The organism is Microbacterium sp. LBN7 (assembly GCF_045690345.1).
Lineage (GTDB): Bacteria > Actinomycetota > Actinomycetes > Actinomycetales > Microbacteriaceae > Microbacterium.
Genome location: NZ_CP147856.1, coordinates 3,354,626 through 3,379,784 on the forward strand (window position 1 = coordinate 3,354,626; position 25,159 = coordinate 3,379,784).

Here is a 25,159-nt window from a genome sequence, read left to right on the forward strand (position 1 = left end):
CCAGGTTAGGCGTCGACGGGGGGAGACGAGGCTGTGGGGCACGACGAAATCGTATCCGGATTTCGTCGTGCCCCACAGATTCTGCGTCCGGATCGGCCTCAGAACGTGATCCACTCGGTCCGGGTCGTGACGGCCTCGAGCGCATCGGCGTGCGGCGTCACACCGATGCCGGGACCGGTCGGCACCGTCAGGGTGCCGTTCTCGACGACGAACGGGTCGGTGATGTCGCTCGTGTAGTAGCGGTTCGAGCCCGAGGTGTCGCCCGGCAGCGTGAATCCGGGGAGCGCGGCGAGGGCGACGTTGGCGGCCCGGCCGATCCCGGTCTCGAGCATCCCGCCGGCCCAGACGGGGATCTCGTTGGCGCGGCAGACGTCGTGGATGCGTCGAGCCTCGAGGTATCCGCCGACGCGTCCCGGCTTGATGTTCACGATCGAGCAGGCGCCGATCGCGATGGCGTCGGCGGCCGCGCGGGCCGAGACGATCGACTCGTCGAGGCAGATCGGCGTCTGCACGAGCGCGGCGAGCTGCGCGTGGCCGAGGAGATCCTCCTCGTCGAGCGGCTGTTCGATCAGGAGCAGGTCGAACGGGTCGAGCTTGGCCAGGTGCCGGGCGTCGCCGCGCCGGTACGCCGTGTTCGCGTCGACCTGGAGCAGGATGTCGTCGCCGAACCTCTCGCGCACCGCACGGACGGGCTCGATGTCCCAGCCGGGCTCGATCTTGAGCTTGATGCGCACGTACCCCTCGTCGAGGTACCCGCCTACCGCGTCGAGCAGTTCGGGGATCGAGTCCATGATGCCGACGGAGACGCCGCAGTCGACCGTGTCGCGGACGGCGCCGAGCTCACGCGAGAGTGGGACGCCGCTGGCGCGCAGCTCCGCGTCGAGGATGGCGAGCTCGAGGCCCGCCTTCGACATCCGGTGTCCCTTGAACTTCGCCAGGGCGGGGGCGATCTTCGAGGCGTCCAGGTCGGGGACCTGGGCCAGGGCCGGGAGCAGGAAGCGCTTGATGACGTCGAGGCTCGCCTCGACGTACTCGGAGGAGTACAGCGGGTCGCTCATCGCCACGCACTCGCCCCAGCCCTCCGCCTCGTCGGTGACGGCCCGCACCAGGATCGCCTCGCGGACGGTCTCGACCCCGAACGAGGTGCGGAACGGGGCCACCAGGGGCATCTCGATGACGCGGAGCTCGATTCCGGTGAGCTTCATGGGTTTTCTCCTCTGTCGATGGTGTACGTGCCCGTGCGGTCGAAGGACACGACCTCGGCGCCCTGCTCGAGCAGGGAACCGAGGGTGTCGCGCACGGCGAGCCGCCACCGCGTCGCCCGTTCGGGATCGGTCGTGCGGAGCGTCTCGATGTCGCGTGGCAGCGACACCCGCACGAGCCGCGCCGCGGTCTCGTGCCGCGCGGGCCCGAGATCGGCGTCGACCGTGAGCAGATCGGCGCCCGCGGGCGCCTCGACGGCGGATGCCGCGCCACGGCAGGCGTCGGCCACGCGCGGATCGTGCACGTACCAGGTCACGAGCATCCGGTCGGTGTCGTCCCCGCCGTTGAGCGCGTCCGTCATCTGCCCGTAGAAGTTGCTGTGGTAAGCCACCGGGGTCGCCGCGAGCTTGACCAGGTTGAAGTAGGCGTTGCGGCTGATGAGGGGGTCGAACGTCCAGGAGATCTCGTCGAGCTCCTGATCGATCGCCCAGGAGCGCTGATGGACCTTCAGGGCGAAGCCGACGCTGCGGCCCCGCATCCGCTCGGAGACGCCGGCGATGTGGCTGTGCAGGGCTCGTCGTCCCGGTGCCGCGAAGAAGCCGAAGCAGGCTCCGACGAGATCATCGCCTTCATAGGCCCCGCCGACGTAGCTGCCGGCTTTGGAGATCGCCCGGAGGGTCTCGACGTTCACGGGCGACTGGCTGCCGTCGGAGGCCCAGATGCTCTGGAACAGCCGGGCGACGTCGGCGAACTCGGCGACGGTGGACAGGAGACGGATCTCCACTCCCGCGTCGGACGCGGCCGCCCTCGCGGCGTCCGCCGCGTCCTGGGCGGCGCTCTGCGGCACGGTGTGCATGGTGCTCATTCCTGTTCTCCCGCCAGGACGTCGGCGATGAGCGCCGTCAGGAGGGTCGTGCGTTCCGGGATCATCGAGACGAGCACGTGCTCGTCGTCGGCGTGCGCCCCGCCGCCCACGGCCCCGAGTCCGTCGAGTGTGGGGATGCCGAGACCGGCGGTGAAGTTGCCGTCGGACGCGCCTCCGACCTCGACGCCGTCGAACGGCGTCAGGCCGGCATCCGCCGCGAGCCGGGTCGCCCGCGCGAACAGGGCGGCGGAGGTACCGGGCTCCATCGGGCGGCGGTTCGCACCGCCCTCGATCCGCACGACGGCGCCGTCGACGCTCGGTCCGATCGCACGGATCGCCTGATCGACCCTGTCCTGCTCCGCGGTCGTGCGCACCCGCACGTCGACGGCGAACGCCGCGTCGGACGGGACGGTGTTGGTCGTGTGCCCCGCATGCAGCAGCGTGGGGGTCACCGTCGTTCCGCGTTCCGCATCGCCGAGTCCGGCGACCGCCAGGATGAGGTGCGCCGCCTCGACCGCGGCGTTCACGCCGCGCTCCGGCTCGAGTCCGGCGTGTGCGGCACGGCCGGTCACCACGACGCGGTAGAGCGAGACGCCCTTGCGTGCGACCTTGAGCGCTCCGCCGTCGGCCGAGGCCTCCAGCACGAACACCGCGTCGCAGTCTCGCGCCTCCTCCTCGATCAGCGTCCGAGAGCTGGGCGAACCCAGCTCCTCGTCGCCGGTGATGAGGATGCTGATCCCGTCGCGGTCCGCGAGCGCCGCGGCGGCGTGCAGCGCCATCACGACCCCGGTCTTCATGTCGAAGCATCCGGGTCCGCGGAGGACCCCGTCCTGCACCTCGAACGGATGCGTCTGCAGCGATCCGAGCGGCCACACCGTGTCGTGATGACCGAGCAGCAGCACCCTCGGTGCGCCGAAGCGCCACCGCAGATGGGTACGCCCGTCGAGCACGATCCGCTCCGGGGCGACGCCGAGGATCCGCTCGCCCAGCTCTGCCGTCACGTCCGCGCTGCGGGCCACGGCGTCGAGATCGGTCGACGGCGACTCGCAGGTCACGAGCGTCTCGATGTCCGCGACGAGCGTGTCGACGAGGAGCGCCTCCTGCGTGATCATCACGACACCTTCGGCGCTGCACGCACGCCGTAGTGCACGTACTTCTCGCCCGTCGCGAGCGTGTAGAAGACCAGGGCCTGCCACGCCTGCGTGCCCTCGGGGCGGATCACGAACTCGTTCTCGCGCACCGGGATCAGGTCATGCTCTTCGATGGGGTCGGGCAGGAGCGACGCGAGCGGTCCCGTGACGACCGTGCGCAGTCGCAGACCGCTGTCTTCGTCGAAGATCTCCATGCGCACGCCGGCGCGGTCGTAGACGCCGACGATGTCGGAGAAGTCGGCCTCGAACGGCTCGGCCGGCGGCGTCAGGTCGTCGGGCAGGTGCACATCGGCGAGCTCGGAGAAGATCTCGTCGAAGAGCTCGTCGTACAGGTCGCGCGTGTTCCCGCCGTTCGAGAGCAGCGTGACGGCGAGCCCTTCCTCGGGGAGGATGCGCAGGAACGACGACTGCCCGATCGTGTTGCCGTCGTGGCCGATGAGCTTCTTGCCGTCCCAGTCGAACAGGATCCATCCGACGCCCCAGGCGTCGCCGATCGAATACGGGTTGGGAACGTCGACCTGGCGCTCCTGCATCCGGGCGACGCTGTCCTCCGAGAGCACCCGGGTGCCGTCGGCCGACAGGCCACCGGTGAGGTGCAGGCGGGCGAACTCCAGGACGTCGGCCGTCGTGGAGTTGATCAGCCCTGCGGGACCCATCGAGCGCGGCAGCATCCATGCCGGGGCGAGCTCAGGCCGCCCGTCGACGCCGATCGTGGTGTGCCCGCTGGCCGCGCGGAACATGATCGCCTCCTCCGGGAGGGTCGACGAATGCGTGAGCCCGAGCGGCGTAAACACGAGGTCGCGCATCGCCTGGTCCCAGGTCGTGCCCGTGAGCTTCTCGATGACCCGCCCCGCCAGCACGAAACCGGAGTTGCAGTAAGACATCGTCGCTCCGAGCGGATGGTTCTGCGCGACGCCGTCGAGGATCTCGACGTACTTCTCGAGGGTGTCGTCGCCGCGTCCGGTGTCGGTGAAGACGTCGCCGTCGATGCCGCTCGTGTGGCTGAGCAGGTGGCGCATCGTGACCGTGCGGGTGACCTCGGGGTCGGACGCCCGGAACTCGGGAAGGTACTGCACCACCGGAGCATCGAGGTCGAGCAGTCCGTCGTCGACGAGCTTCATGGCCGCCGTCGCCGTCCAGACCTTGCCCATCGACCCGATCTGGAAGACGGAGTCGTCGGTCGTCTCGATGCCCGTGCGGACGTTGAGGATGCCGTGGTGCGCGAACACCGGCTCCTCGCCGAGGCGCAGGATGCCGAGCGTGGCGCCGGGGACGTGGTGCGCCTCGGCCAGTACGCTGAGCCGCTGCTGCCAGCGGGTCGCGTCCAGCCGCGGACGGATGCGCGTTCCGGCAGGCGGGGCGTACTGCTCCACCCAGTCGACGATCCGCTGCGAGAAGTCGGCGCGGTGCGACGGCGGACCCGACAGCGGGAACAGGTGCGCACCACCGGGGTACAGCACGAGACGCGCCGGAACGTCGCGTTCGCGCAGCGCGGCGAACCACTGCTCGGCCTGACCGACGGGGCAGCGATCGTCGGCGGCGCCGTGCAGGATCAGCGTCGGCGTGGTGACGCGATCGACCTGGGTGAAGGGCGACTGGGCCGCCAGCTTCTCCTGGTCGCGCCACGGAAGGCCGCCGTTCTCCTTGGCCGAGAGGTAGTGACCGACGTCCGACGTGCCGCCGACGCTGGAGAGGTCGCTGACCACGCCACCGGCGACGGCGGCGGCGAAACGGTCGTCGCGCGACGTCAGGTAGCAGGTCATGAAGCCGCCGTAGCTGTAGCCCGTGACGCCCAGACGCGCCGGGTCGGCGATGCCCTCGGCCACGAGCTGGTCGATCGGCTCCAGGAAGTCGTTCGCGTCGTTGACGCCCCACCCTCCCGAGACGGCGCGGAAGAAGGCGTCGCCGTAGCCGTCGCTGCCTCGAGGGTTGATCGTGAGGATCGCCCATCCGCGGTTCGCGAGCAGCTGGTGGTACGGGTGGGTGAGGTCGGCGGCGCCGTTCCAGGCGTTGTGCGGTCCGCCGTGGATGTCGAGCAGCAGGGGCAGGGGTCCCTGGGCATCGGGGTCGCGGCGCAGCCAGCCGGTGACGACGGTGCCGTCGGCGATCGTGAAGCGACGCTCCTCAGCCGGGGCGAGCGGGACGTCGACGGACCCGTACTCGGTGAGTGTGCGCAGGGTTCCGTCCGCGAGGTCGACCAGGCCCACCTCGCCGAAGGAGTCCGGGGTGGCCACGACGACCGCGGCCCGCGAGCCCGACACCGAGAGGCCGGAGACGTTGGTGGTCCCGGCGACGAGAGCCCGCGCCTCCGTCCCGTCGGCGGCGACCGAGTACAGGTGCGAATAGCCGTTGTCGCGCAGGCAGAACACCAGGCGCCCCGCATCGTCCTGCTGGGGCATGCCGCCGGGGTAGCCGGGACCGCCCGGCATCACGTTGCGGTCGAGCGCGGCGGCGAGGTCGACCGGCGCACCGCCGTCGACCGGGAAGAGCAGCAGACCGGCGATGCCGATCGCGGTGTCGGTGCGTCCCGCCGCCACGACGTGCGCGCCGTCGGCGGTCCAGCCCGTGACCGAGGCCTGGGTGTCGGCGGATCCGAGTCGCACGGGTGCGACGTTGGCATCCGTCGACGACGTGACGAAGACCTGGATCCGCATCGTCAGGTCCGCGTCGTCGTCGGGCGCCGAGGAGAACGCGAGACGGGTGCCGTCGGGCGACCAGAAGGGATCGGTCGTGTGCGCGGTGCCGCGCGTGAGCACGGTGACGGCGCCGTCGTCCACGGCGACGACGTGGATCTGCTGGACGAGCGTGCCCAGGTTGCCGGCGCCGTCCGCCTTGTAGCCGAGACGGTCGGCGACCGCCGGCGCCGACCGACGCGCGAGGATCTTCGCCGTGTCGTCGCCGGGCAGCGCCGCGCTGTCGACGGGGGCGGCGAACGCGATGCGGGTGCCGTCGGGGCTCCACTGCGGGGATCCGGCGCCGAGCGGCAGCGACGTGAGTGCGCGCGGCTCACCGCCGTTCGCAGGGAGCAGCCAGAGCTGGGCGCCGCCGTCTCCGGCGCGGAGGAACGCGAGCCGGGTGCCGTCGGGGCTCCACACGGGAGACGAGTCCGCCGTGCCGTGCGTGAGCCGGACCGGCGCGCCACCCGCCGTCGGCACCTGCCAGAGGGAGCGCTGGTCCTTGTCGCCGTCGCGGTCGGTCGTCCGCAGCGCGTACACGATGCGGGAGCCGTCGGGGGAGAGGGCCGGCTGCTCCGGCGAGGTGATCGCGAGGAAGTCGTCGATGGTCACGCGGCGGTTCATGGATGCTCCAATCGGATGGTCAGTTCACTGTGTCTGCTGCGAGGGGCAGCAGTGTTGTGTCGTCGGCCGAAAGGATCGCCGCCCTTTGGGAGTTCGGCACAGTGGAGTTCGGCACAGTGGTGTTCGGCACAGTGGTGTTCGGTGGCGTCCCGACCGGGAGGTCCGCTCCCGTGCCGGCGAAGTGGCAGGCGGCGCCCGCGCTCCCCGACGGCTGCAGGGGCTCGGAGATGACGCAGAGCTGTCGATCCGGTCGCGCGGCGGGCCCGATCGGGCACCGCGGGTGGAAGCGGCATCCGCTGGGTGGCGCGTGCGGGTCGGGCGGCTCCACGGCGACGGGCGCGAGCGGATCGATGTCCAGCAGGCTGCCGTGGCGCGTGGGCGCAGAGGCGAGCAGCTCCTTCGTATAGGGATGCTGGGGATCGGCGAGCACCTGATCGGTCGGACCGACCTCGACGATCTTGCCGAGATACATCACCGCGATGTGGTCGCTGAGGTACCGCACCACCGCCAGGTTGTGCGAGATGAAGAGCATGGTCAGGTCGAGCTCGGCGCGCAGCGAGCGGACCAGGTTCAGGACGGAGCCCTGCACCGACACGTCGAGCGCCGAGGTGATCTCGTCGGCGATGATGACCTCGGGGCGCGCGGCGAGGGCGCGGGCCAGGGCGATGCGCTGACGCTGACCGCCGGACAGGGCCCCGGGCAGCGATGCCGCGCGCTCGGGATCGAGGCTCACGAGCTCGAGCAGCCGGGCGACCTCCGCACGTCGCGCCGCGGGCCTGCGGATGTCGCGGGGAAGTGCCTCGGCGATCGACTCGCCGATCGTCATCCTCGGGTCGAGCGAGGAGAACGGGTCCTGGAACACCATCTGGATGGGACGGTTCCGGCGGAAGCGGCGCACATCGACGCCGTCGAGGGTGATGGTGCCCTCGCTGATCGGAGAGAGGCCGATGGCGGCCCTGGCGAGCGTGGACTTGCCGGACCCGGACTCGCCGACCAGACCGACGACCGAGCCGGAGGGAACGACGAGGCTGACGCCGTCCACGGCCGTGAGTCCGGAACGGTGGGTTCCGAACCGCACGCTCACGGTGTCGAAGCGCAGTTCGCTCATCGGACGGCTCCTTCGTGCTGGGCGATCGGCAGGGCCGACGTGACCGCGGGGATCGCGGCGTCTGCGGCGGGGGCATCGCCGTCCACCGGATGCCAGCACGCGACGCGGTGGCCCCCGGCGTCGACGACGAGTTCGGGGTCGCGCTCGCGGCAGAGGTCGGTCGCGAGCGGGCAGCGATCGGCGAAGGCGCAGCCGACGGGGAACGCTCCCGGTGCGGGCGGGCGCCCGGGGATCATCTTGAGCGGCACCGAGCGGTCGGTGTCGAGCTCGGGCACCACGTCGAGCAGCGCGCGGGTGTACGGGTGCCTGGCCTCGGTGTGCAGCTGCGCGGCGGGCAGGTCCTCCACGATGCGTCCCGCGTACATCACGAGCACGCGGTCGCAGGTCTGCGCGATCACGGCGATGTCATGACTGATCAGCAGGATCGCCGCATCGGTGTCGCGTCGCACCCCCGCCAGCAGCTGCAGGACCTGGCGCTGGACCGTCACGTCGAGCGCCGTCGTCGGCTCGTCGGCGATGATCAGCTTCGGGTGGTTCATCAGTCCCATCGCGATCATGGCGCGTTGGCGCATGCCGCCGGAGAACTCGTGCGGGTACTGACGTGCGCGCCGAGCCGCCGCGGGAACGCGAACGGCCTGGAGGCGATCGACGGCGCGGGCCATCGCCTGGCTGCGGGTGACCTCCTGGTGCTCGGAGGCGGCTTCCGCGAGCTGCGACCCGATCCGCCTGGTCGGGTTGAACGAGGTCATCGGGTCCTGGAACACCATGGCCAGAGAGGTGCCGAGCAGGCTGCGCACCGAGCGCTCCGGCGCGTCGAGCAGCGGCGTGCCGCAGAACTCGAGCTGCGCCGCCGTGACCTGACCGGGGCGCTCGATGAGCTGGGCTGCGGCGAGAGCGGTCAGGCTCTTGCCCGAGCCGGACTCTCCGACCACGCCGATCGCCTCGCCGCGCGAGACGGTGAAGCTCACTCCGCGCACGGGGGTGAGCCAGCCGTCGGGTCCGGGGAAGGACACGCGCAGGTCGTCGACGAGGAGCACCACGTCGTCGTCGCCGACCTGCGCGTGAACGGGGTCGCCCGTGCGGGCGGGGCGGAGAAGCCGGCTGCGGCGGCGGGACGAGCGCCCGCCGATCACCGACGCGGCGGTCTCGCCGAGGAGATTGAACGCGAGGCCGGCGACGATGACCGCGACGGCGGGTCCGATCGCCGCTGCCGGGTTCAGGTAGATGCGGTTCAGTCCCTCGCCGAGGAGGCGGCCCCAGTCGTACGCGGGTACCTGCACGCCCAGGCCGAGGAACGACAGGCCGGCGAAGGCGAGCAGGGCGGATCCGGCGCTGACGGTCGCATTGACGACGAGGGGCTCGCCGATGTTGGGCAGGACGTGCCGGATGAGCACGCGGACGCGGGAGACCCCGGCGACGCGTGCAGCCGAGATGAAGTCGCGCCCGGCGATCGAGGCGGAGAGGGTCTGGGTCAGGCGGGCGAACTGGGGCGCCATGGCGAAGCCGATCGCCAGGATCGCGCCGGTCGTGCCGACGCCGAAGATCACGGCGAGGAACAGGGCGAGCAGCAGGCCGGGGAACGCCACGGCGATGTTCACGGTCCCGGCGATGAAGCGTCCTGCCCAGCGCGGGAGCACCGACGGCGCCGTCCCGAGGAGGGTCCCGGCGGTGACGCCGATGAGGACGGCCAGCACCGCCAGCACGATCGACAGCTGCGTGGCGACCATGACCCTGGCCAGCACGTCGCGACCGAGGGAGTCGGTGCCGAGCAGGTGCGCGGCGCTGGGGCCCTGCATGATGGCGGTCGGATCGACCTGCTCGGCCTGCGGACCCCAGATGAGCGGGGCGAAGACGGCGGTCAGGGCGACGAGGATCACCAGCCCGAGCGCGGTGGCCCCGAGCGGGGAGCGGACGACGTCGAGCCATTTCGACTGCGCGGACATCAGGCCTCCCGGATCGTGGAGCGAGGATCGAGGAGTGCGAGCACCACGTCGATGATGAGGTTCACCAGGAGCACGCCGATGCCGTAGACGAGGACGATGCCCTGCACGACCGAGTAGTCCTTGGTGAGGATGGATTGCACGATCATCGTGCCGAGTCCCGGCCAGGCGAAGACGTTCTCGACGAGCACGGTGCCGGCGACCATGCCGGTCAGCAGCAGCCCGGTGAGGGTCAGAGTCGCCGTCATGGCGTTGGGCAGCGCGTGACGCGAGTAGATGCGGCGTGGGGCGAGGCGCTTGGCGTGGGCGGTGCGGATGAAGTCCTGGCCGAGCACCGCGAGCACCTCCACGCGGATGATCCGGGAGAACACCGCGATCGGGCCGATGGCCAGGGCCAGCACGGGGAGGACGAGCGAGAGCGGTGCGGTGTTCCCCGCCACCGGGAACCAGCCGAGCGAGACGGCGAAGATGTACACGAGACCGACCGCGAGCAGGAACTCGGGGATCGCGGCCAGCACCACGCTCGTCGTCGCGAAGCCGAGCTCGAGTCCGCGCCGTCGTCCGCCGCGCGTGGCGACGGCCATCGTGACCCCGAGCGGCACCGCCACGAGGAGGACGAGCAGCACCGCCAGCAGAGCCAGCTGCAGGGTGGCAGGGAGCCGGGTCGCGATGATCTCGCTGACCGGCTGGCTCGTCAGCATCGACGTGCCCATGTCTCCGGTGAAGAGTCCGGTGATGTAGCGCACATACTGCACGGGGAGCGGCTGGTCGAGGCCGAGCGCCGCACGACGGGCCTCGACCAGCTCGGCGGGGGCGTTCATCCCGAGGGCGGCGCGGACCGGATCGCCCGGCACCAGGTGGATCATGAGGAAGGCAGCCGTGACCAGCACCCACACCGCGAGGACGAACTGCCCCCCGCGACGGACCAGGAAGGACAACCAGGGGTTGTCCGACCGTGCGGATCTGATCAATATCGCCTGCGTGGCGGTGGTGCTGGCCATCGGCTGCCTTCCGGTCTCACTCGTACATGCGGATCGACGCGGGGTCGATGCCGTCGTTCTCGATGAAGGTCGCCTTCTGCGCGTACGTCGAACGATCCTGGTTCGCGAACGGGATGACGCTCGTGGTGGCGTAGAGCGCCTGCTCCGCCTTGCCCCAGTCGTCGCATCCCTCGTCGCCGGCCTTGTTCGACGCGGCCGTGACCGCGGCCGTGTAGTCGGCGTTCTCGATCGACGCGAAGTTCGTGCCGTTCGGCGGCGTCGGGCCCGAGTAGAACGGCACGAGCATGCTGGGCAGGGACACCGTGATGGGTGCCGCGGAGACATCCCAGTCGCCGGTGACGAAGAGCGTCTCGCTGAGCGTGGGGGAGTCGGCCGACTTCACGGTGAGATCCACGCCCAGCTCCTTCCAGGTCGCCTGGATGAGCTCGGCACCGGCGTTGCCGGCGTCGCCCTGCAGCGAGGAGTAGATCATCCCCAGCTCGAGCCGCTTCCCGTCCTTCTCGCGGATGCCGTCCGAGCCGGCGATCCAACCGGCGTCATCGAGCGCCTTCGCCGCCGCCTTCGCGTCGACCTCGGGGAGGAACCCGTCGACGACGTCGGCACGGCACGGGTTCGGCGAGATGGTGACGAGCCCGGTGGGCACCGTCCCGACTCCGCCGGTGAGCACCTGCCGCAGCTGGGGGAGATCCAGCGCCTGCATCAGGGCCTCGCGCACCTCCTGATCGGCGGTGGGGCGTCCCTCCGCCTGGTTGAAGATCATCTGGCCCACGGCGACGGGGAGCGCGGTCTTGAACAGCCCGGCGTCCTCCAGCCGCTTCGCGTCCGGTCCGATCACCAGGGCGGCGTTGACCTCGCCGGAGAGCAGCAGGTTGGTGGCCGTCGTCTCGTTGGGGACGACGCGGAACACCACCTTCTCGGGGAGCCCTGCCTGTTCCGGGTCCCAGTCGCCGGGGCCCCAGGTGAAGTCCTCGCGGCGGGTGAGGGTGTACTGGCTGTTGGGGATGATCTCGGTCATCGTGAACATGCCGGTCGCGCCCTCGCCCTTGGCGAGCGCGTCCGGGTCGTCGAGCACGGTGCCGCAGACGATCGCGATGCTGCCGATGTTCTGGAGCAGGAACGAGTCGGGGCGGCCGCTCGTGACGGTGACGGTCCCGGCGTCGTCGTCGCCCACGGCCGACGTGCCCGGCTGCACCTGAAGGCCGACGAGCGGGGAGCCGTTCGCCGGGTCTCCGATGTGGCTGATGTTCGCCGCCACGTCGGTCGCGGTCAGTGGCGTCCCGTCCTCGCAGGTGACGCCGTCGCGCAGGGTGAACGTCGCCGTCGTGGTGTCCGCCTCCCACTCCGAGGCGAGGCCGGACACCACGCTCCCGTCGTCCTGCACCTCGACGAGGCGCGAGTACAGGAAGCGGTCGATCGACCTGGCCACGGACATGACCGTGATCAGCGGATCGAGGCTGCCCGGATCGGTGGAGATGACGGTGGTGAAGGTCTTCCCCTCCGCGAGGGCGCCCGTGTCACCGCCCCCGCCCGGCGAGGCGCCGGACGCGGCGCACGAGGTGAGAGCGAGCGCGGCAGCGCCCATGAGAGCGACCAGCGAGGTACGAGAACGCATCTGTTGCCTCCAGCAGGGGTGGGTGGTGCTTCGGGTGGGATCGGGTCTTTCAGAGGGTGAGCGAGCGGATGTGCTCGACGGCGACGCACGCGGCTCGGCCGATCGACGCGTCGACGGCAGGCAGGCGCTCGGCGAGCGAGTCGGCGCGGGTGAACACCGCGACCGCGTACTGCCGTCCGTCGGGATAGGTGACGACGCCGGCTTCGTTGCGCCACGCGGGGACCGTTCCGGTCTTCGCCGCGATCTTCACCTCGGAGGGGAAACCGGAGGAGAGCCGATGCGGCCAGATCTGCTGCGCCATGATCTCGCGGGCGGCGGCGGATGCCGCGGCGGGCGCTGCCGTGTCCGTCCACAGGGCGTTCAGCAGCGTCGTCACCTCGCGCGGCGTGGATGCCGACGTGCGTGCGGGCTCCAGGACGCCCAGGCTCCAGATCTGCTCGGGGGTCGCGCCGGCCAGCAGCTCGTCGAGATCGCTCCCCGGCGAGCCGCCGAGGTCGGCGATCACCGAGTCGAACAGCTCCTCGCAGCATCCGACGAGATGCGTGCCCTCGAGCCCGAGGTCGGTGATCACCTGCCGGACGGCCTCGGCGCCGACCCGGTGGTAGATGACGTCGGTCGCCGCGTTGTCGCTCATCGACATCATGTTGAGTGCCAGGTCGCGCCAGCTCGCCTCGACGTCGTCGGAGAACCCGGCGGTGCCGACGCCGCCGATCCGGTAGCGCGACGTCACGGTGGTGCGCCCGACGGGATCGAGCGCTCCCGACTCCACGGCCCGCACGTAGGCGGTGAGCACGAGGATCTTGAACACCGAGGCGAGCACGACCGGCTCATCGGCGCGCACGCTCACCTCCGGCCCGTCCACGACGCCGATCTCGGCGGCGTGGAGGAAGCCGACGGCGCCGGCCTGCGTGAAGATCTCGGCGATGTCCGTGGTCTCGACGGTCGGCGCGCTCATGCGTCGACCCGACGGTCGGCGCGACCCGTGTGCAGGTACAGCGCGCGGCCGGACCCGTCGTCTCCGACGAAGGCGTGCGGCATGTGCATTCCCCGTTCGGGGACGGCGGGAACGAGGCTGTCGCCGTTCCACCCCACCAGCTCGACGGGCTCAGGCGCCGGGCCGAGCTCGGCGAAGATGCCCTTCATCGTCCGCTCGAGCCAGATCCGGCCTTCCTCGTCCTGTCGCACGACGGAGTCGGAGACCGAGGACGAGTACGTGCCGAGGATGCGCTCCAGGTCGACATCGACTGGCGAATCCGGCGGCACGGGGAGGGCGGGCATCGTGACGCCGGCGATCTCACCGAGGATCTTGGTCATCAGGGTCGCGTAGAGCGAGACGGGCGATCCGCCGTTGGTGAGGATCACGACGGCGACGCCGGTGCCCGGGACGATGCGGAGGAACGCGCTCTGGCCGATCGTGCCGCCGTCGTGCCCGACGACCGGGCCGCCCTCCCAGTCGAAGATCTCCCAGCCCAAGCCCCAGGCGTTGCCCATCAGGCCGAGGTCGGGGAGCTCCACCTGGCGCTCCTGCATGGCCCGGACGCTCTCCGCCGACAGCACCTGCGTGCCGTCGGGGCCCGTGCCGCCGTCGATGTGCATGCGGGCGAAGCCGAGGAGGTCACGTGCCGTCATCGCGAGCATCGATCCCGCCGGGGCGTTGGAGCGCACCAGACTCCAGACCGGGGCCGGCTCCGGCACATCGCTGCCTTCGACCGGGATGTGGCCGAGAGCCGCACGGAACATGATCGCCTGCGAGGCGTCGGTCGCGACGTGGGTGAGCTTCAGCGGTCCGGCCAGGTGCTCGTGGAGCGCACGGTCGAACGGCTTGTCCCTGAGCACCTCGATGATCCGGCCGAGCACCACGAACGCGGCGTTGTTGTAGGAGAAGCGCTCGCCGGGGGCGAAGAGCTGCGGTGCATCGGCGATCGCCGCGAGGTACTTCTCGACGCAGTCGTCGCCGACGCCGGTGTCGATGAAGAGGTCGCCCTCGAAGCCGCTCACGTGGCTGAGCAGCTGACGCGTCGTGATCGCGCTCGCGGCGGCGTCGTCGGCGATCGTGAACGCCGGGACGGTGTCGCGCACTGGTGCGTCGAGGTCGAGGAGTCCTTCGTCGACGAGCTGCATGATCAGGGTCGTGGTCCAGGTCTTGGTGATCGAGCCGATCTGGAAGACCGAGTCGACGTCGGCCTCGACGCCGGTGTTCTTGTTCAGGATTCCCGCGGCGGCGGTGAAGACCTCCCCGCCGGCGAGGATGCCGACGGATGCGGCGGGGACGTTGTCTGCGGCGATGAGCTCCGCGAGGTTCTCCTGCACCCAGGTGCCGATCTCGGACAGCGTGGACATGTGCGCTCCTCTGCAAGGAAGGGATCAGCGGCCGGGAGACCGTCGACGATGGGCCCGAGACTATGCGTCCCTCGGATTCGGGCGTTTGTTCGGGGGGACGAGACTTCGTGGTGTGTTCGTACGCAGCGACCAAAGCCGCGGAGCGTCCCTATTCGTACATCCGGATCGACGCCGGATCGATGCCGTCGTTCTCGACGAAGGTCGCCTTGTAGCCGTAGGTCCCGGTGAGCTGATCGGCGTAGGGCACGACGGTGGTCGAGGAGAGCAGCGCCTTCTCGGCGGTGTTCCAGTCGTTGCAGCCTGCCGCACCCGTCTTGTCGGATGCCGCCGTCACCGCGGCCGTGTACCCGGCGTCCTCGATCGACGCGAAGTTCGTCCCGTTCGGCGGTGTCGGCCCGGAGTAGAACGGGATGAGCATGTTCGGCAGCGAGACCGAGATCGGCACGGCGGAGACGTCCCAGTCGCCGGTGGCGAAGAGGGTCTCGCTGATCGCGGGGACATCGCCGCCCTTCATGCTGAGGTCGACGCCGAGCTCCTTCCAGGTCGCCTGGATCAGCTCGGCCGCGGCGCTGCCCGCGTCGCCCTGCAACGAGGAGAACAGCAGGTGCAGCGCGAGCCGCTCGCCGTCCTTCTCCCGGATGCCGTCGGAGCCGACGACCCACCCGGCATCGTCGAGCGCATCGGCCGCAGCATCCGGGTCGGCCTTCGGCAGGAACCCGTCGACCAGATCGGCGCGGCACGGGTTCGGCGAGATGGTGACGAGACTCTTCGACGCGGTCCCCTCCCCGCCGGTGAGGATCTGGCGGAGCTGATCGAGATCGAGAGCCTGAACGAGGGCCTCGCGCACCGCCTGATCGGCCGTGGGGCGTCCCTCTGCCTGGTTGAAGATCACCTGCCCGGCGGCGACGGGAAGGTCGGTGCGGAACATCCCGGCATCGTCGAGGCGCCTCTTGTCCGGGCCCAGGACCACGGCGGCATTGGCTTCCCCGGAGAGGATCAGGTTGGTCGCGGTGGTCTCGTTCGGCACGATGCGGAACACGACCTTCTCCGGGAGTCCTGCCTGCTCCGGGTCCCAGTCGCCGGGTCCCCAGGTGAAGTCCTCGCGTCGGGTGAGCGTGTACTGGCTGTTCGGGATGATCTCGGTCATGGTGAACATCCCGGTCGCGCCCTCGCCCTTCGCGAGGGCGTCCGGATCGTCGAGCACGTCGCCGCACACGATGGCGATGCTGCCGACGTTCTCGAGCAGGAAGGCATCCGGACGCCCGCTTGAGACCGTGACGGTGCGTGCGTCGTCATCGCCGACGGCGACCGTCCCCGCCTGCACCTGCTGTCCGACCATGGGCGAGCCGTTCGCCTCATCGCCGATGTACGAGATGTTGGCGGCGACGTCGGTCGCGGTGAGCGGTGTCCCGTCCTCGCACGTGAGTCCCTCGCGCAGAGTGAAGGTCGCCGATGTGGTGTCGGACTCCCACTTCTCGGCGAGACCGGCGACGATGCTGCCGTCGGTCTGCATCTCGATCAGCCGCGAGTAGAGGAACCGATCGATGTTCCGCGCGTACGACATCACGGTGATCAGCGGATCGAGGCTCCCCGGATCGGTGGGGATGATGCTGACGAACGTCCTGCCCTCGGCGAGCGCGCCCGTGCCGCCCTGATTCGACGCCGGCGGTCCCGCGCAGGAGGTGAGGACGAGAGCGGTGACGCCGACGACGGCGACCATGACGGCGCGGGAACGCATCCGGGCGATCATGCGTCGGCCCTCCGTCCGACCCGGCCGGTATGCAGATAGAGCGCTCGCCCGGTGCCGTCGTCGCCGACGAAGGCGTGGGGCACGTGCATGCCGAGTTCGGGGACCCGGGCGATCAGGCTGTCGCCGCGCCAGCCGACGAGCTCGGTCGGCTCGGGCGCCGGGTCGAACTCCGCGAAGACGCCCTTCATGGTCCGTTCGAGCCAGATCCGACCGTCGTCGTCGAGGCGGACGGTCGAATCGGAGACCGAGGAGGAGTAGGTGCCGAGGATGCGGTCGAGGTCGACGTCGACCGGAGCCTCGGAAGGCACCGGGAGCGGCGGCACCTCGACGCCTGCGACCGCGCCGAGGATCTTCGTCATGAGGGTCTGGTAGAGCGCGGCGGAGGCGCCGCCGTTGGTGAGGATCGCGACCGCGACCCCGCTGCCCGGGACGATCCGCAGGAACGCCGTCTGGCCGATCGTGCCCCCGTCGTGCCCGATCACCGGCCCGCCCGCCCAGTCGAAGATCTCCCAGCCGAGGCCCCAGGCGTCACCCATCAGGCCCAGCTCGGGAACATCCACCTGGCGCTCCTGCATCGCGCGGACGCTCGCAGCGGAGAGGATGCGGCTGCCGTCGGGCGCGAGCCCTTCATCGAGGTGCAGACGCGCGAAGCCCAGCAGGTCGCGCGGTGTCATCGCGAGCATCGCGCCGGCGGGCGCATTGGAGCGCACCAGGCTCCAGACGGGGGAGGGCACGGGCTCGCCGCCGTCTTCGGCGTCGACGTGACCGAGCGCCGCGCGGAACCGGATCGCCTGCGAGGCGTCGGTGGCGACATGCGTGAGGCCGAGCGGGTCGGCCAGGCGCTCGCGGAGGACGTGGTCGAACGGCTTGCCGCGCAGCACCTCGATGATGCGGCCGAGCACCACGAACGCGTCGTTGTTGTACGAGAAGCGCTCGCCGGGGGCGAACAGCTGCGGGGCATCGACGATCACGGCGAGATACTTCTCGACGCAGTCGTCGCCGACACCGGTGTCGAGGAAGCTGTCGCCCTCGAAGCCGGCGACATGAGACAGCAGCTGCCGGGTGGTGATGGTGCTCGCCGCCGCCTCGTCGGCGATGGCGAACGCGGGGAGGGTCTGGCGGACGGGGGCGTCGAGGTCGAGCAGCCCCTCGTCGACGAGCTGCATGATGAGGGTCGTCGTCCAGGTCTTGGTGATCGAGCCGATCTGGAAGAGGGAGTCGACGTCGGCCTCGACGCCGGTGTTCCTGTTCAGGATGCCGGCCGCCGCGGTGACGATCTCACCGTCGGCGAGGATTCCCACGGAAGCGGCGGGGACCTGATCGGCGGTGATCAGGTCGGGGAGATTGTCGTGCAGCCAGGTGCCGATCTCGGACAGCGTGGACATGTGCGCTCCTGTTCAACGAGCGCCGTCGGTCGGGTGAGGACGGCGATGGGCCGAGACTATTCGCGACTCACGGCTCCACCCGTTGTGCGGAGGGACCACAGTTCCTCGTCCCGGCGTTGGCTCCGCACAATGCGGATCGGCATCAGCGCCGACGCACCGCGCGCAAGCCCAGGTGCAGCAGTTCGGGTCCGCCTTCCGAGGGATCCAGCGTGCGGCCGACGGCCTGACCGTCGTCGGTGATCAGCGCGCCGTCGGCGCGCACCCGAAGCCGCATCGGGGGACGGGGAGGGATACCGAGCGCAATGATCTGAGGCGAGAACACCATCGCGAAATCGAGCGCGTCGCCGACCCTGGTCACGTCGTAGTGCCACTGGCCGGCGTCGTAGGTGCCGGTCAGCTCGTCGAGCGCGTCGGGCGACCCCGGTCGTCAGCACATGCTCCTGATCGCCGTCGACGATTCCGATCACCGCGCCGGGGACGCCGAGTTCGCGAGCGCTCTCGTCGAGCAGGGCCTGCAGTCCGTCCCCCATCAGGCTTCTCCTCGCACGGCCCGCCCGGGATATGCCGCGGTCAGCATATGACCGTCTTCGATCACGGCGTTCCCGTGCACCAGGAGGTGCCTGACCCCCTGGGATGGGCGCGTCGGGTCGAGATAGGTGGCCCGATCCGTGACGGTGACGGGATCGATCACGACGACGTCGGCGTCGGCGCCGATCCCCAGATGTCCCTTGCGGCGCATCGCGGGTGCCGTCTCGTCGAGCACGCGGGCGGGGAGATAAGCGCAGCGGCGGAAGGCCTCGAGCCAGGTCCAGGCGCCGGACTCCCGCACCATGAGCCGGAGCGACTTGGTGAACGTGCCGGCGGTGCGCGGATGCGTCTGGCCGCCGGGAGGCAGGGGCCACTCCCGCTGCTCGCGCGCGGCGGGAACCCCATCCCGAGCGGCCCAGAACACCGGCATCGCGTCGCTGGCCACGATCGAATCGGGGAAGGCGAGCGAACGGTGCAGGTGCGCGCGATCGACGGGGTCCTCTTCATCGAGGAAGGTGACGATGCAGGCGGCTGCGGGGTCGGTCGCGCGGATCTCGCGGAGCCGCCGCTCGTCGGCGATGCGCTCGCCGGTCTCGACGAGCACCAGGGCCGACGGCGTGATCCCGAGGCCAGGAAGCTTCTCGGGCGCGAGGAAGAAGGCGCCGATCGCGGTGCTCCCCGCGCCGTACGGATACGCCTCGACGGTGACGCGCGAGCCCGCGGATCTGGTCGACTCGAACTGCGCCAGCACGCGATCGATGTGCCGCAGCGACGTGCTGTTCACATGGCAGTGGTGCATGGCCGCGCCCGTCTCGCCGGCGGCGCGCAGAAGCTCCTCGGTGCCGTCGATCGGGGTGTCGGGGTCCGCCTCGATCAGCTCGCGGACATGGGTGAAGGTCGGGGCGCCGGCGGACGCCGCGAGCCGGGCGACATCCAGATACTCGTCGGGGTCGGTCCGCGGGGCGTACCCCATGAGGACGCCGATGCCGAGCGCACCGCGCGTCAGCTCGTCCTCGAGCAGGCCCAGCCATCGGCGGCGCTCGGTCGGGCTCGATGTGCGCTGCCACTCCTGGTCGCCGAGGAGCTCCATCGAGGCGTGGATGTCCGGCTCGGGGAGCCGGTCGAGGTGCGCGTACGCACGGGCCTGCGCCCAGGATGCCGAGAAGCCGTAGTTGAGCGGTCGCCCCTCCGCCTCGGCGCGAGCGATCGCGTCGTCGACGGGCATGAGACCCGCCTCCAGGTCGAGCGCGGTGGTGACCCCGTCCATCGCCTGCAGGCGCTGGCCCGCGATCGAGTGCACGTGGCTGTGCAGGTCGACGAAGCCCGGGCCGACGATCAGGCCTCCGACGTCGATCACGACGGCATCCGTCGGAGCGACGAGGTCGAGACCGATCGCCACTACGCGCCCGTCCGAGATCAGCACGTCCGCGATGCGATCCGTGTCGGTGCCAGGGTCGATGACGCGCCCGCCGCGCAACAGAGTGTCCACACGATCACCGTTCCATGCCGGCGCCGATCCATCCGGTGCGTCCGCACGAAACCCGCCCGCGATTCCGGTGCGATCCGACAACGCACGGAATGCTCCGGCGTCTGCGGACGCCCCCACCGGACCCGCGAAGATGCACTCGACCGGTCGGGGAGACATAATGAAGGGACGATGTGACCGTGCACATGCAAGGAGGCCTGCGATGTCCACCGCCTCCGAGCGTGCCCGGATGCCGAGCATCCGCGACGTCGCGCGTCTGGCGGGTGTCTCGCATCAGACCGTGTCCCGGGTGCTGAACGATCACCCGAGCATCCGCCCGGAGACGAAGGCCAAGGTCCTCGACGCGATCTCCGTGCTCGACTACCGCCCGAACCTCGCGGCGCGCGCCCTCGTGACCAGCAAGTCGAACATGCTGGGGATCCTCTCCGCGACGATCGGCGAGTTCGGCCCGACATCGTCGATCGCGAGCATCGAGGATGCCGCGCGGGAGGAGGGATACTCCGTCTCGACGCTGAACCTCGCCGACACGACGCCCGAGGCGATCGGCACGGCGGTGCGGCAGCTGGCGCGGGAGCAGGTCGACGGCATCGTCGTGCTCGCCCCGCAGGTGCGCGTCTTCCACGTCCTGCGCGGGATGTCGCTGGACATCCCCTTCGTCAACCTGCAGACGGCATCCGGCTCCGACGGCGTGAGTCTCTCCGCGGATCAGGTCGCCGGTGCGCGCGCGGCGACGGAGCACCTGATCGCCCTCGGCCACAGCGACATCCTGCACCTGGCGGGCCCGCAGGACTGGATCGAGGCGGAGTCCCGCATGCGCGGATACCTCGACGGGCTGCGGGAGGCGGATCTGCCCACGTTCCCGCCGATCCGCGGTGACTGGACGGCGGACTTCGGGTACTTCGCGGGGCAGGAGCTGTCGCGCCGCCGCGACTTCACGGCGGTGTTCGCCGCCAACGACCTGATGGCGATCGGTCTGATGCACGGATTCCGCGACGCCGGGGTCCGCGTGCCGCACGACGTGAGCGTGATCGGCTTCGACGACATCCCCGTCGCAGCGCACGTCGCGCCCACGCTGAGCACGGTGCATCAGGACTTCCCGGAGCTCGGGCGGAGGGCCGTCCGCATCCTCCTGGCGCAGATACGCAACGAGCAGGTGCCGGAGTTCGGCCCGCTCAAGACGCTCCTGCGTGCCCGCGAGTCGGCCGCATCACGGTAGCGACACGAATTCTGCACGCGGACTTGACAGCGGTCCCTCGTGCGGGGACGATGTAATCCAATGTGAACGGTCACATCGAAGGTGACCGCACGTCTGCAAGGAAAGATCCGTGAGCACCACAGCAACGTTGCCGACAGTGTCAGGCCCCATCCTCGAGATGCGCAGCATCACGAAGGAGTTCCCGGGGGTCAAGGCACTCGCCGACGTATCCATCACCGTGCGCGCCGCCGAGATCCATGCGATCTGCGGCGAGAACGGCGCCGGGAAGTCCACTCTCATGAAAGTGCTGTCGGGGGTCTACCCCTACGGGACGTACGAGGGCGAGATCCTGCTCTACGGCGAGGAGCAGCGCTTCAAGGACATCGTCGCCAGCGAGCAGGCCGGCATCGCGATCATCCACCAGGAGCTCGCGCTCATCCCCGAGCTCTCCGTCACCGAGAACATCTTCCTCGGCAACGAGATCCGCCGCTTCGGCCGCATCGACTGGCAGGCGCAGAAGCAGCGGGCCGCCGAGCTGCTCGCCCGCGTCGGGCTGAACGAAGACCCCGACGTGCAGATCAAGACGCTCGGCGTCGGCAAGCAGCAGCTCATCGAGATCGCGAAGGCGCTCAACAAGGACGTCAAGCTCCTCATCCTCGACGAGCCGACCGCCGCGCTGAACGAGAACGACTCGCAGCACCTGCTCGACCTGATCCTCGGTCTGAAGGCCAAGGGCATCGCGTCGATCATGATCAGCCACAAGCTCAACGAGATCGAGCAGATCGCCGATGAGATCACGATCATCCGCGATGGGCGCACGGTCGAGACGCTCGACATCTCGCGCGGGGAGATCAACGAGGACCGCATCATCCGCGGCATGGTCGGCCGGTCGCTGGAGAGCCGCTACCCCGACCGCACGCCCGACATCGGAGAGGTGTTCTTCGAGGTGAAGGACTGGTGGGTGCAGCATCCGACCGTCTCCGAGCGCATGGTCGTCAAGGGCTCGAACCTCAACGTCCGCCGCGGCGAGGTCGTCGGCATCGCCGGTCTCATGGGCGCCGGGCGCACCGAGTTCGCGATGAGCATCTTCGGCCGCTCGTACGGCACGTTCCTCTCGGGGACCATGGTCAAGGACGGCCAGGAGGTGATCCTGCCCGACGTCGCCTCCGCGATCAAGCACGGTCTCGCCTACGTGAGCGAGGATCGCAAGTCGCTGGGGCTGAATCTCCTCGACACCATCAAGCGGTCCGTCGTCGCCGCCAAGCTCTCGAAGATCTCCCGCAACGGAGTCGTCGACGCGCGCCAGGAGTTCTCGGTCGCCGACGACTACCGCAAGGCGCTGCGGATCAAGACGCCTTCGGTCGAGGAGGGCGTCGGAAAGCTCTCGGGCGGCAATCAGCAGAAGGTCGTCCTGGCCAAGTGGATGTTCACGGATCCTGACCTGCTGATCCTCGACGAGCCCACCCGCGGCATCGACGTCGGAGCGAAGTACGAGATCTACGCGATCATCAACCAGCTCGCGGCGCAGGGCAAGGGCGTCATCGTCATCTCCAGCGAGCTGCCGGAGCTGCTGGGCATCTCCGACCGCATCTACACCGTCTTCGAAGGTCGGGTCACCGACTGCATCCCGGCCGATCAGGCGACACCCGAGGCCCTCATGCGCAGCATGACGTCCGCGACCCAGAAAGCATCCGCATGACCACCGAATCCACCCCCGCGAAGACCGGGTTCCACTTCAAGGACATCACCAAGATGTTCGGCGGCGGCGGAACGTCGACGCTGCGTCAGTTCGGCATCCTCGGCAGCCTGATCGTCATCATCGTGCTGTTCGAGATCCTGACCCTGCTGCGCAACGGTCCGAACGGTGCGACTCTCACCTCGGGCAACCTGATCAACGTCATCAACCAGTACTCGTTCATCCTGATCCTCGCGATCGGCATGGTGATGGTGATCATCATGGGGCATATCGACCTCTCGGTCGGCTCCGTGGCCGCGTTCACCGGCATCATCGTGGCGAAGTCGATGGCGGAGTGGAACCTCCCCTGGCCGCTCGCGATCCTCCTCGGCCTCGCCGTGGGAGCCGCAGTCGGCGCCTGGCAGGGATTCTGGGTCGCCTACGTCGGCGTACCGGCGTTCATCGTGACGCTGGCCGGCATGCTGTTCTTCCGCGGCGCGCAGCAGTGGATCGGCGATGCGCAGACCATCCCGGTCCCGAAGGGCTTCCAGATCATCGGAACGGGCTACCTGCCCGAGATCGGGCTTCCGCTGCCGTTCAACATCCCGACCATGCTGCTCGCGCTCGTCGCCGTCGCCTGGCTCGTGTTCTGGGAGATCCGCACCCGCCGCGTGCAGCGCAAGATGGGATCCGACCGCGCCCCCGTCTGGGTGAGCGTGACCAAGGTCGTGCTGCTCTCGGTCGTCGTCCTCGCCGCCGCCTGGATGTTCGCCACCGGCCGCCCGGGCACGAGCTTCCCGGTTCCGGGTCTCATCCTGCTCGCTCTCGTGATCGTGTACACCTTCATCACGAGCAACACCGTGTTCGGCCGCCACATCTACGCGGTCGGCGGCAACCGGCAGGCCGCCCGCCTGTCGGGTGTGAAGGACCGCTGGGTCGACTTCTTCGTGATGATGAACATGTCGATGCTGGCCGCCCTCGCCGGCATGATCTTCGTCGCCCGCTCGCAGGCGTCCGGTCCGAACGACGGAACCGGCTGGGAGCTCGACGCGATCGCCTCGGTCTTCATCGGCGGCGCGGCCGTCGCCGGCGGCATCGGCACCGTGATCGGCTCGATCATCGGTGGTCTCGTCATGGCGTTCCTCAACAACGGCCTCGCGCTGCTCGGCCAGGGTGCCGACGTCGTCTCGATGATCAAGGGCCTCGTGCTCCTCATCGCGGTCGGCATCGACGTCTGGAACAAGCAGCAGGGCCGCCCCTCGCTCATCGGCTTCATGACCCGGCGCTTCGGCCGCAAGGAAGACCCGGCGCTGCAGACCTTCGAGCCCAACAAGACCTACCAAGCCCTACCCGTCGACAAGACGAGCGGACAGTAGGGGTCGAATCGCGTTCGCACGCGTGAGACGACCTTCACACACCAGAGAAAGAGATCACATGAAGAAGATTCTTCTGTCGGCGACAGCGCTTGTCGTCGCGGGCGCCTTCGCCCTCACCGGCTGCTCCTCGGAGCGCGGCGGGGACACCGGTGGATCGGGGGAGGAGACCGCCAAGGGCTTCGACGCCGGTGCCACGATCGGTGTCGCCCTCCCGGACAAGACCTCGGAGAACTGGGTCCTCGCCGGTCAGCTGTTCACGGACGGTCTCGAGAAGGCCGGCTTCAAGGCAGACGTGCAGTACGCACCGGCCAGCAACACGGTCGCCGAGCAGCAGAACCAGATCCAGGCGATGGTCCAGAACGGCGCCAAGGTCATCATCATCGGCGCGAAGGACGGCAAGCAGCTGGCCACGCAGGTGCAGGCGGCGAAGGATGCCGGCGCCACGGTCATCGCCTACGACCGTCTGATCGAGAACACCGAGGCCGTCGACTACTACGTCGCCTTCGACAACTTCAAGGTCGGTCAGCTCCAGGGCCAGGCTCTGCTCGACGGTCTCGCCGAGCGTGCCGGTCACGAGGCTCCGTACAACATCGAGCTGTTCTCCGGCTCGCCGGACGACGCGAACTCCGCGGTCTTCTTCGACGGCGCCATGGAGGTCCTGCAGCCGAAGATCGATGACGGCACGCTGAAGGTCGTCTCCGGCCAGACCGAGATCGCCCAGACGGCGACCGAGGGATGGCTCGCCGAGAACGCCCAGAACCGCATGGACACGCTCCTGACCGGTTCGTACAGCGGTGACACCGTCCTCGACGGCGTCCTCTCGCCGAACGACACGCTGGCTCGCGCCATCATCACCTCGGTGCAGCAGGCCGGCAAGCCGGTCCCGGTGGTCACGGGTCAGGACTCCGAGGTCGAGTCGGTCAAGTCGATCATGGAGGGCATCCAGTACTCCACGATCAACAAGGACACCACGCTCCTCGTCGAGCAGTCGATCAAGATGGTCGGCCAGCTGCAGAAGGGCGAAGAGGTCGACGTCAACGACACCGAGTCGTACGACAACGGCGCCAAGGTCGTCCCGGCGTACCTGCTCGAGCCGCTGATCGTCACGAAGGAGAACGCGGCCGAGGCGTACGCCAACGTCCCGAGCCTCCTCGAGATCGTGAAGTCGTACCAGTAAGACACCCGCCCTCTTCGAGGGCATCGCACGAGCCGTCCGGATCTCCTCCCTCGGGAGCGGTCCGGGCG

Annotated in this window: 18 protein-coding genes; 4 read left to right on the forward strand and 14 right to left on the reverse strand. The window is 69.6% G+C overall.

What is annotated here, in order from left to right:
• Positions 1-98: 98 nt before the first annotated feature.
• The 14 genes from menC to LBN7_RS16340 all read right to left on the reverse strand — a co-directional run bounded on the left by menC (position 99) and on the right by LBN7_RS16340 (position 19,671).
• Positions 99-1,205: an o-succinylbenzoate synthase gene (gene menC, locus LBN7_RS16275; RefSeq protein WP_341944995.1), complete on the reverse strand. Its 1,107-nt coding sequence runs from the start codon at positions 1,203-1,205 to the stop codon at positions 99-101.
• Positions 1,202-2,068 (reverse strand): GNAT family N-acetyltransferase, encoded by an 867-nt coding sequence (locus LBN7_RS16280; RefSeq protein ID WP_407360241.1) that lies wholly within the window; start codon positions 2,066-2,068, stop codon positions 1,202-1,204. The genes menC and LBN7_RS16280 overlap by 4 nt, the downstream gene beginning before the upstream one ends.
• Positions 2,065-3,180, reverse strand: coding sequence for a M20 family metallopeptidase (locus tag LBN7_RS16285; protein WP_407360242.1), 1,116 nt, complete (start codon positions 3,178-3,180; stop codon positions 2,065-2,067). The genes LBN7_RS16280 and LBN7_RS16285 overlap by 4 nt, the downstream gene beginning before the upstream one ends.
• A complete protein-coding gene (locus LBN7_RS16290) occupies positions 3,180-6,518 on the reverse strand; it encodes a serine hydrolase (RefSeq protein WP_407360243.1) in 3,339 nt (1,112 codons plus the stop codon). The genes LBN7_RS16285 and LBN7_RS16290 overlap by 1 nt, the downstream gene beginning before the upstream one ends.
• A 19-nt stretch (positions 6,519-6,537) precedes the next feature.
• Positions 6,538-7,626: an ABC transporter ATP-binding protein gene (locus LBN7_RS16295; RefSeq protein ID WP_407360244.1), complete on the reverse strand. Its 1,089-nt coding sequence runs from the start codon at positions 7,624-7,626 to the stop codon at positions 6,538-6,540.
• On the reverse strand, positions 7,623-9,569 hold the full coding sequence (locus LBN7_RS16300; protein ID WP_407360245.1) for a dipeptide/oligopeptide/nickel ABC transporter permease/ATP-binding protein: 1,947 nt from the start codon (positions 9,567-9,569) through the stop codon (positions 7,623-7,625). The genes LBN7_RS16295 and LBN7_RS16300 overlap by 4 nt, the downstream gene beginning before the upstream one ends.
• Positions 9,569-10,567 (reverse strand): ABC transporter permease, encoded by a 999-nt coding sequence (locus LBN7_RS16305; protein WP_407360246.1) that lies wholly within the window; start codon positions 10,565-10,567, stop codon positions 9,569-9,571. Before LBN7_RS16305 ends, LBN7_RS16300 begins: the two co-directional genes overlap by 1 nt.
• A gap of 16 nt (positions 10,568-10,583) precedes the next feature.
• On the reverse strand, positions 10,584-12,179 hold the full coding sequence (locus LBN7_RS16310) for an ABC transporter substrate-binding protein (protein ID WP_341945001.1): 1,596 nt from the start codon (positions 12,177-12,179) through the stop codon (positions 10,584-10,586).
• Positions 12,180-12,228: 49 nt separating this feature from the next.
• Complete coding sequence (locus tag LBN7_RS16315; protein WP_407360247.1) at positions 12,229-13,134, reverse strand: serine hydrolase; 906 nt, start codon at positions 13,132-13,134, stop codon at positions 12,229-12,231.
• Complete coding sequence (locus LBN7_RS16320; RefSeq protein WP_407360248.1) at positions 13,131-14,519, reverse strand: serine hydrolase domain-containing protein; 1,389 nt, start codon at positions 14,517-14,519, stop codon at positions 13,131-13,133. The genes LBN7_RS16315 and LBN7_RS16320 overlap by 4 nt, the downstream gene beginning before the upstream one ends.
• A gap of 148 nt (positions 14,520-14,667) precedes the next feature.
• Positions 14,668-16,257 (reverse strand): ABC transporter substrate-binding protein, encoded by a 1,590-nt coding sequence (locus LBN7_RS16325; RefSeq protein WP_407360249.1) that lies wholly within the window; start codon positions 16,255-16,257, stop codon positions 14,668-14,670.
• 8 nt (positions 16,258-16,265) lie between these two features.
• Entirely contained in the window at positions 16,266-17,654 is a 1,389-nt protein-coding gene (locus LBN7_RS16330; protein ID WP_407360250.1) for a serine hydrolase domain-containing protein, read from the reverse strand.
• 142 nt (positions 17,655-17,796) lie between these two features.
• On the reverse strand, positions 17,797-18,012 hold the full coding sequence (locus LBN7_RS16335) for a hypothetical protein (RefSeq protein ID WP_407360251.1): 216 nt from the start codon (positions 18,010-18,012) through the stop codon (positions 17,797-17,799).
• A gap of 171 nt (positions 18,013-18,183) precedes the next feature.
• Positions 18,184-19,671, reverse strand: coding sequence for an amidohydrolase family protein (locus LBN7_RS16340; RefSeq protein ID WP_407360252.1), 1,488 nt, complete (start codon positions 19,669-19,671; stop codon positions 18,184-18,186).
• A gap of 199 nt (positions 19,672-19,870) precedes the next feature.
• On the opposite strand from LBN7_RS16340, the gene LBN7_RS16345 reads away from it, so the two are divergent.
• The 4 genes from LBN7_RS16345 (at position 19,871) to LBN7_RS16360 (ending at position 25,091) form a co-directional block, all read left to right on the forward strand.
• A complete protein-coding gene (locus LBN7_RS16345) occupies positions 19,871-20,884 on the forward strand; it encodes a LacI family DNA-binding transcriptional regulator (protein ID WP_116636457.1) in 1,014 nt (337 codons plus the stop codon).
• A gap of 157 nt (positions 20,885-21,041) precedes the next feature.
• Entirely contained in the window at positions 21,042-22,562 is a 1,521-nt protein-coding gene (gene mmsA, locus LBN7_RS16350) for a multiple monosaccharide ABC transporter ATP-binding protein (protein ID WP_407361727.1), read from the forward strand.
• Positions 22,559-23,914: a multiple monosaccharide ABC transporter permease gene (gene mmsB, locus LBN7_RS16355; RefSeq protein WP_407360253.1), complete on the forward strand. Its 1,356-nt coding sequence runs from the start codon at positions 22,559-22,561 to the stop codon at positions 23,912-23,914. Before mmsA ends, mmsB begins: the two co-directional genes overlap by 4 nt.
• A 58-nt stretch (positions 23,915-23,972) precedes the next feature.
• Complete coding sequence (locus tag LBN7_RS16360) at positions 23,973-25,091, forward strand: substrate-binding domain-containing protein (RefSeq protein WP_407360254.1); 1,119 nt, start codon at positions 23,973-23,975, stop codon at positions 25,089-25,091.
• Positions 25,092-25,159 lie beyond the last annotated feature (68 nt).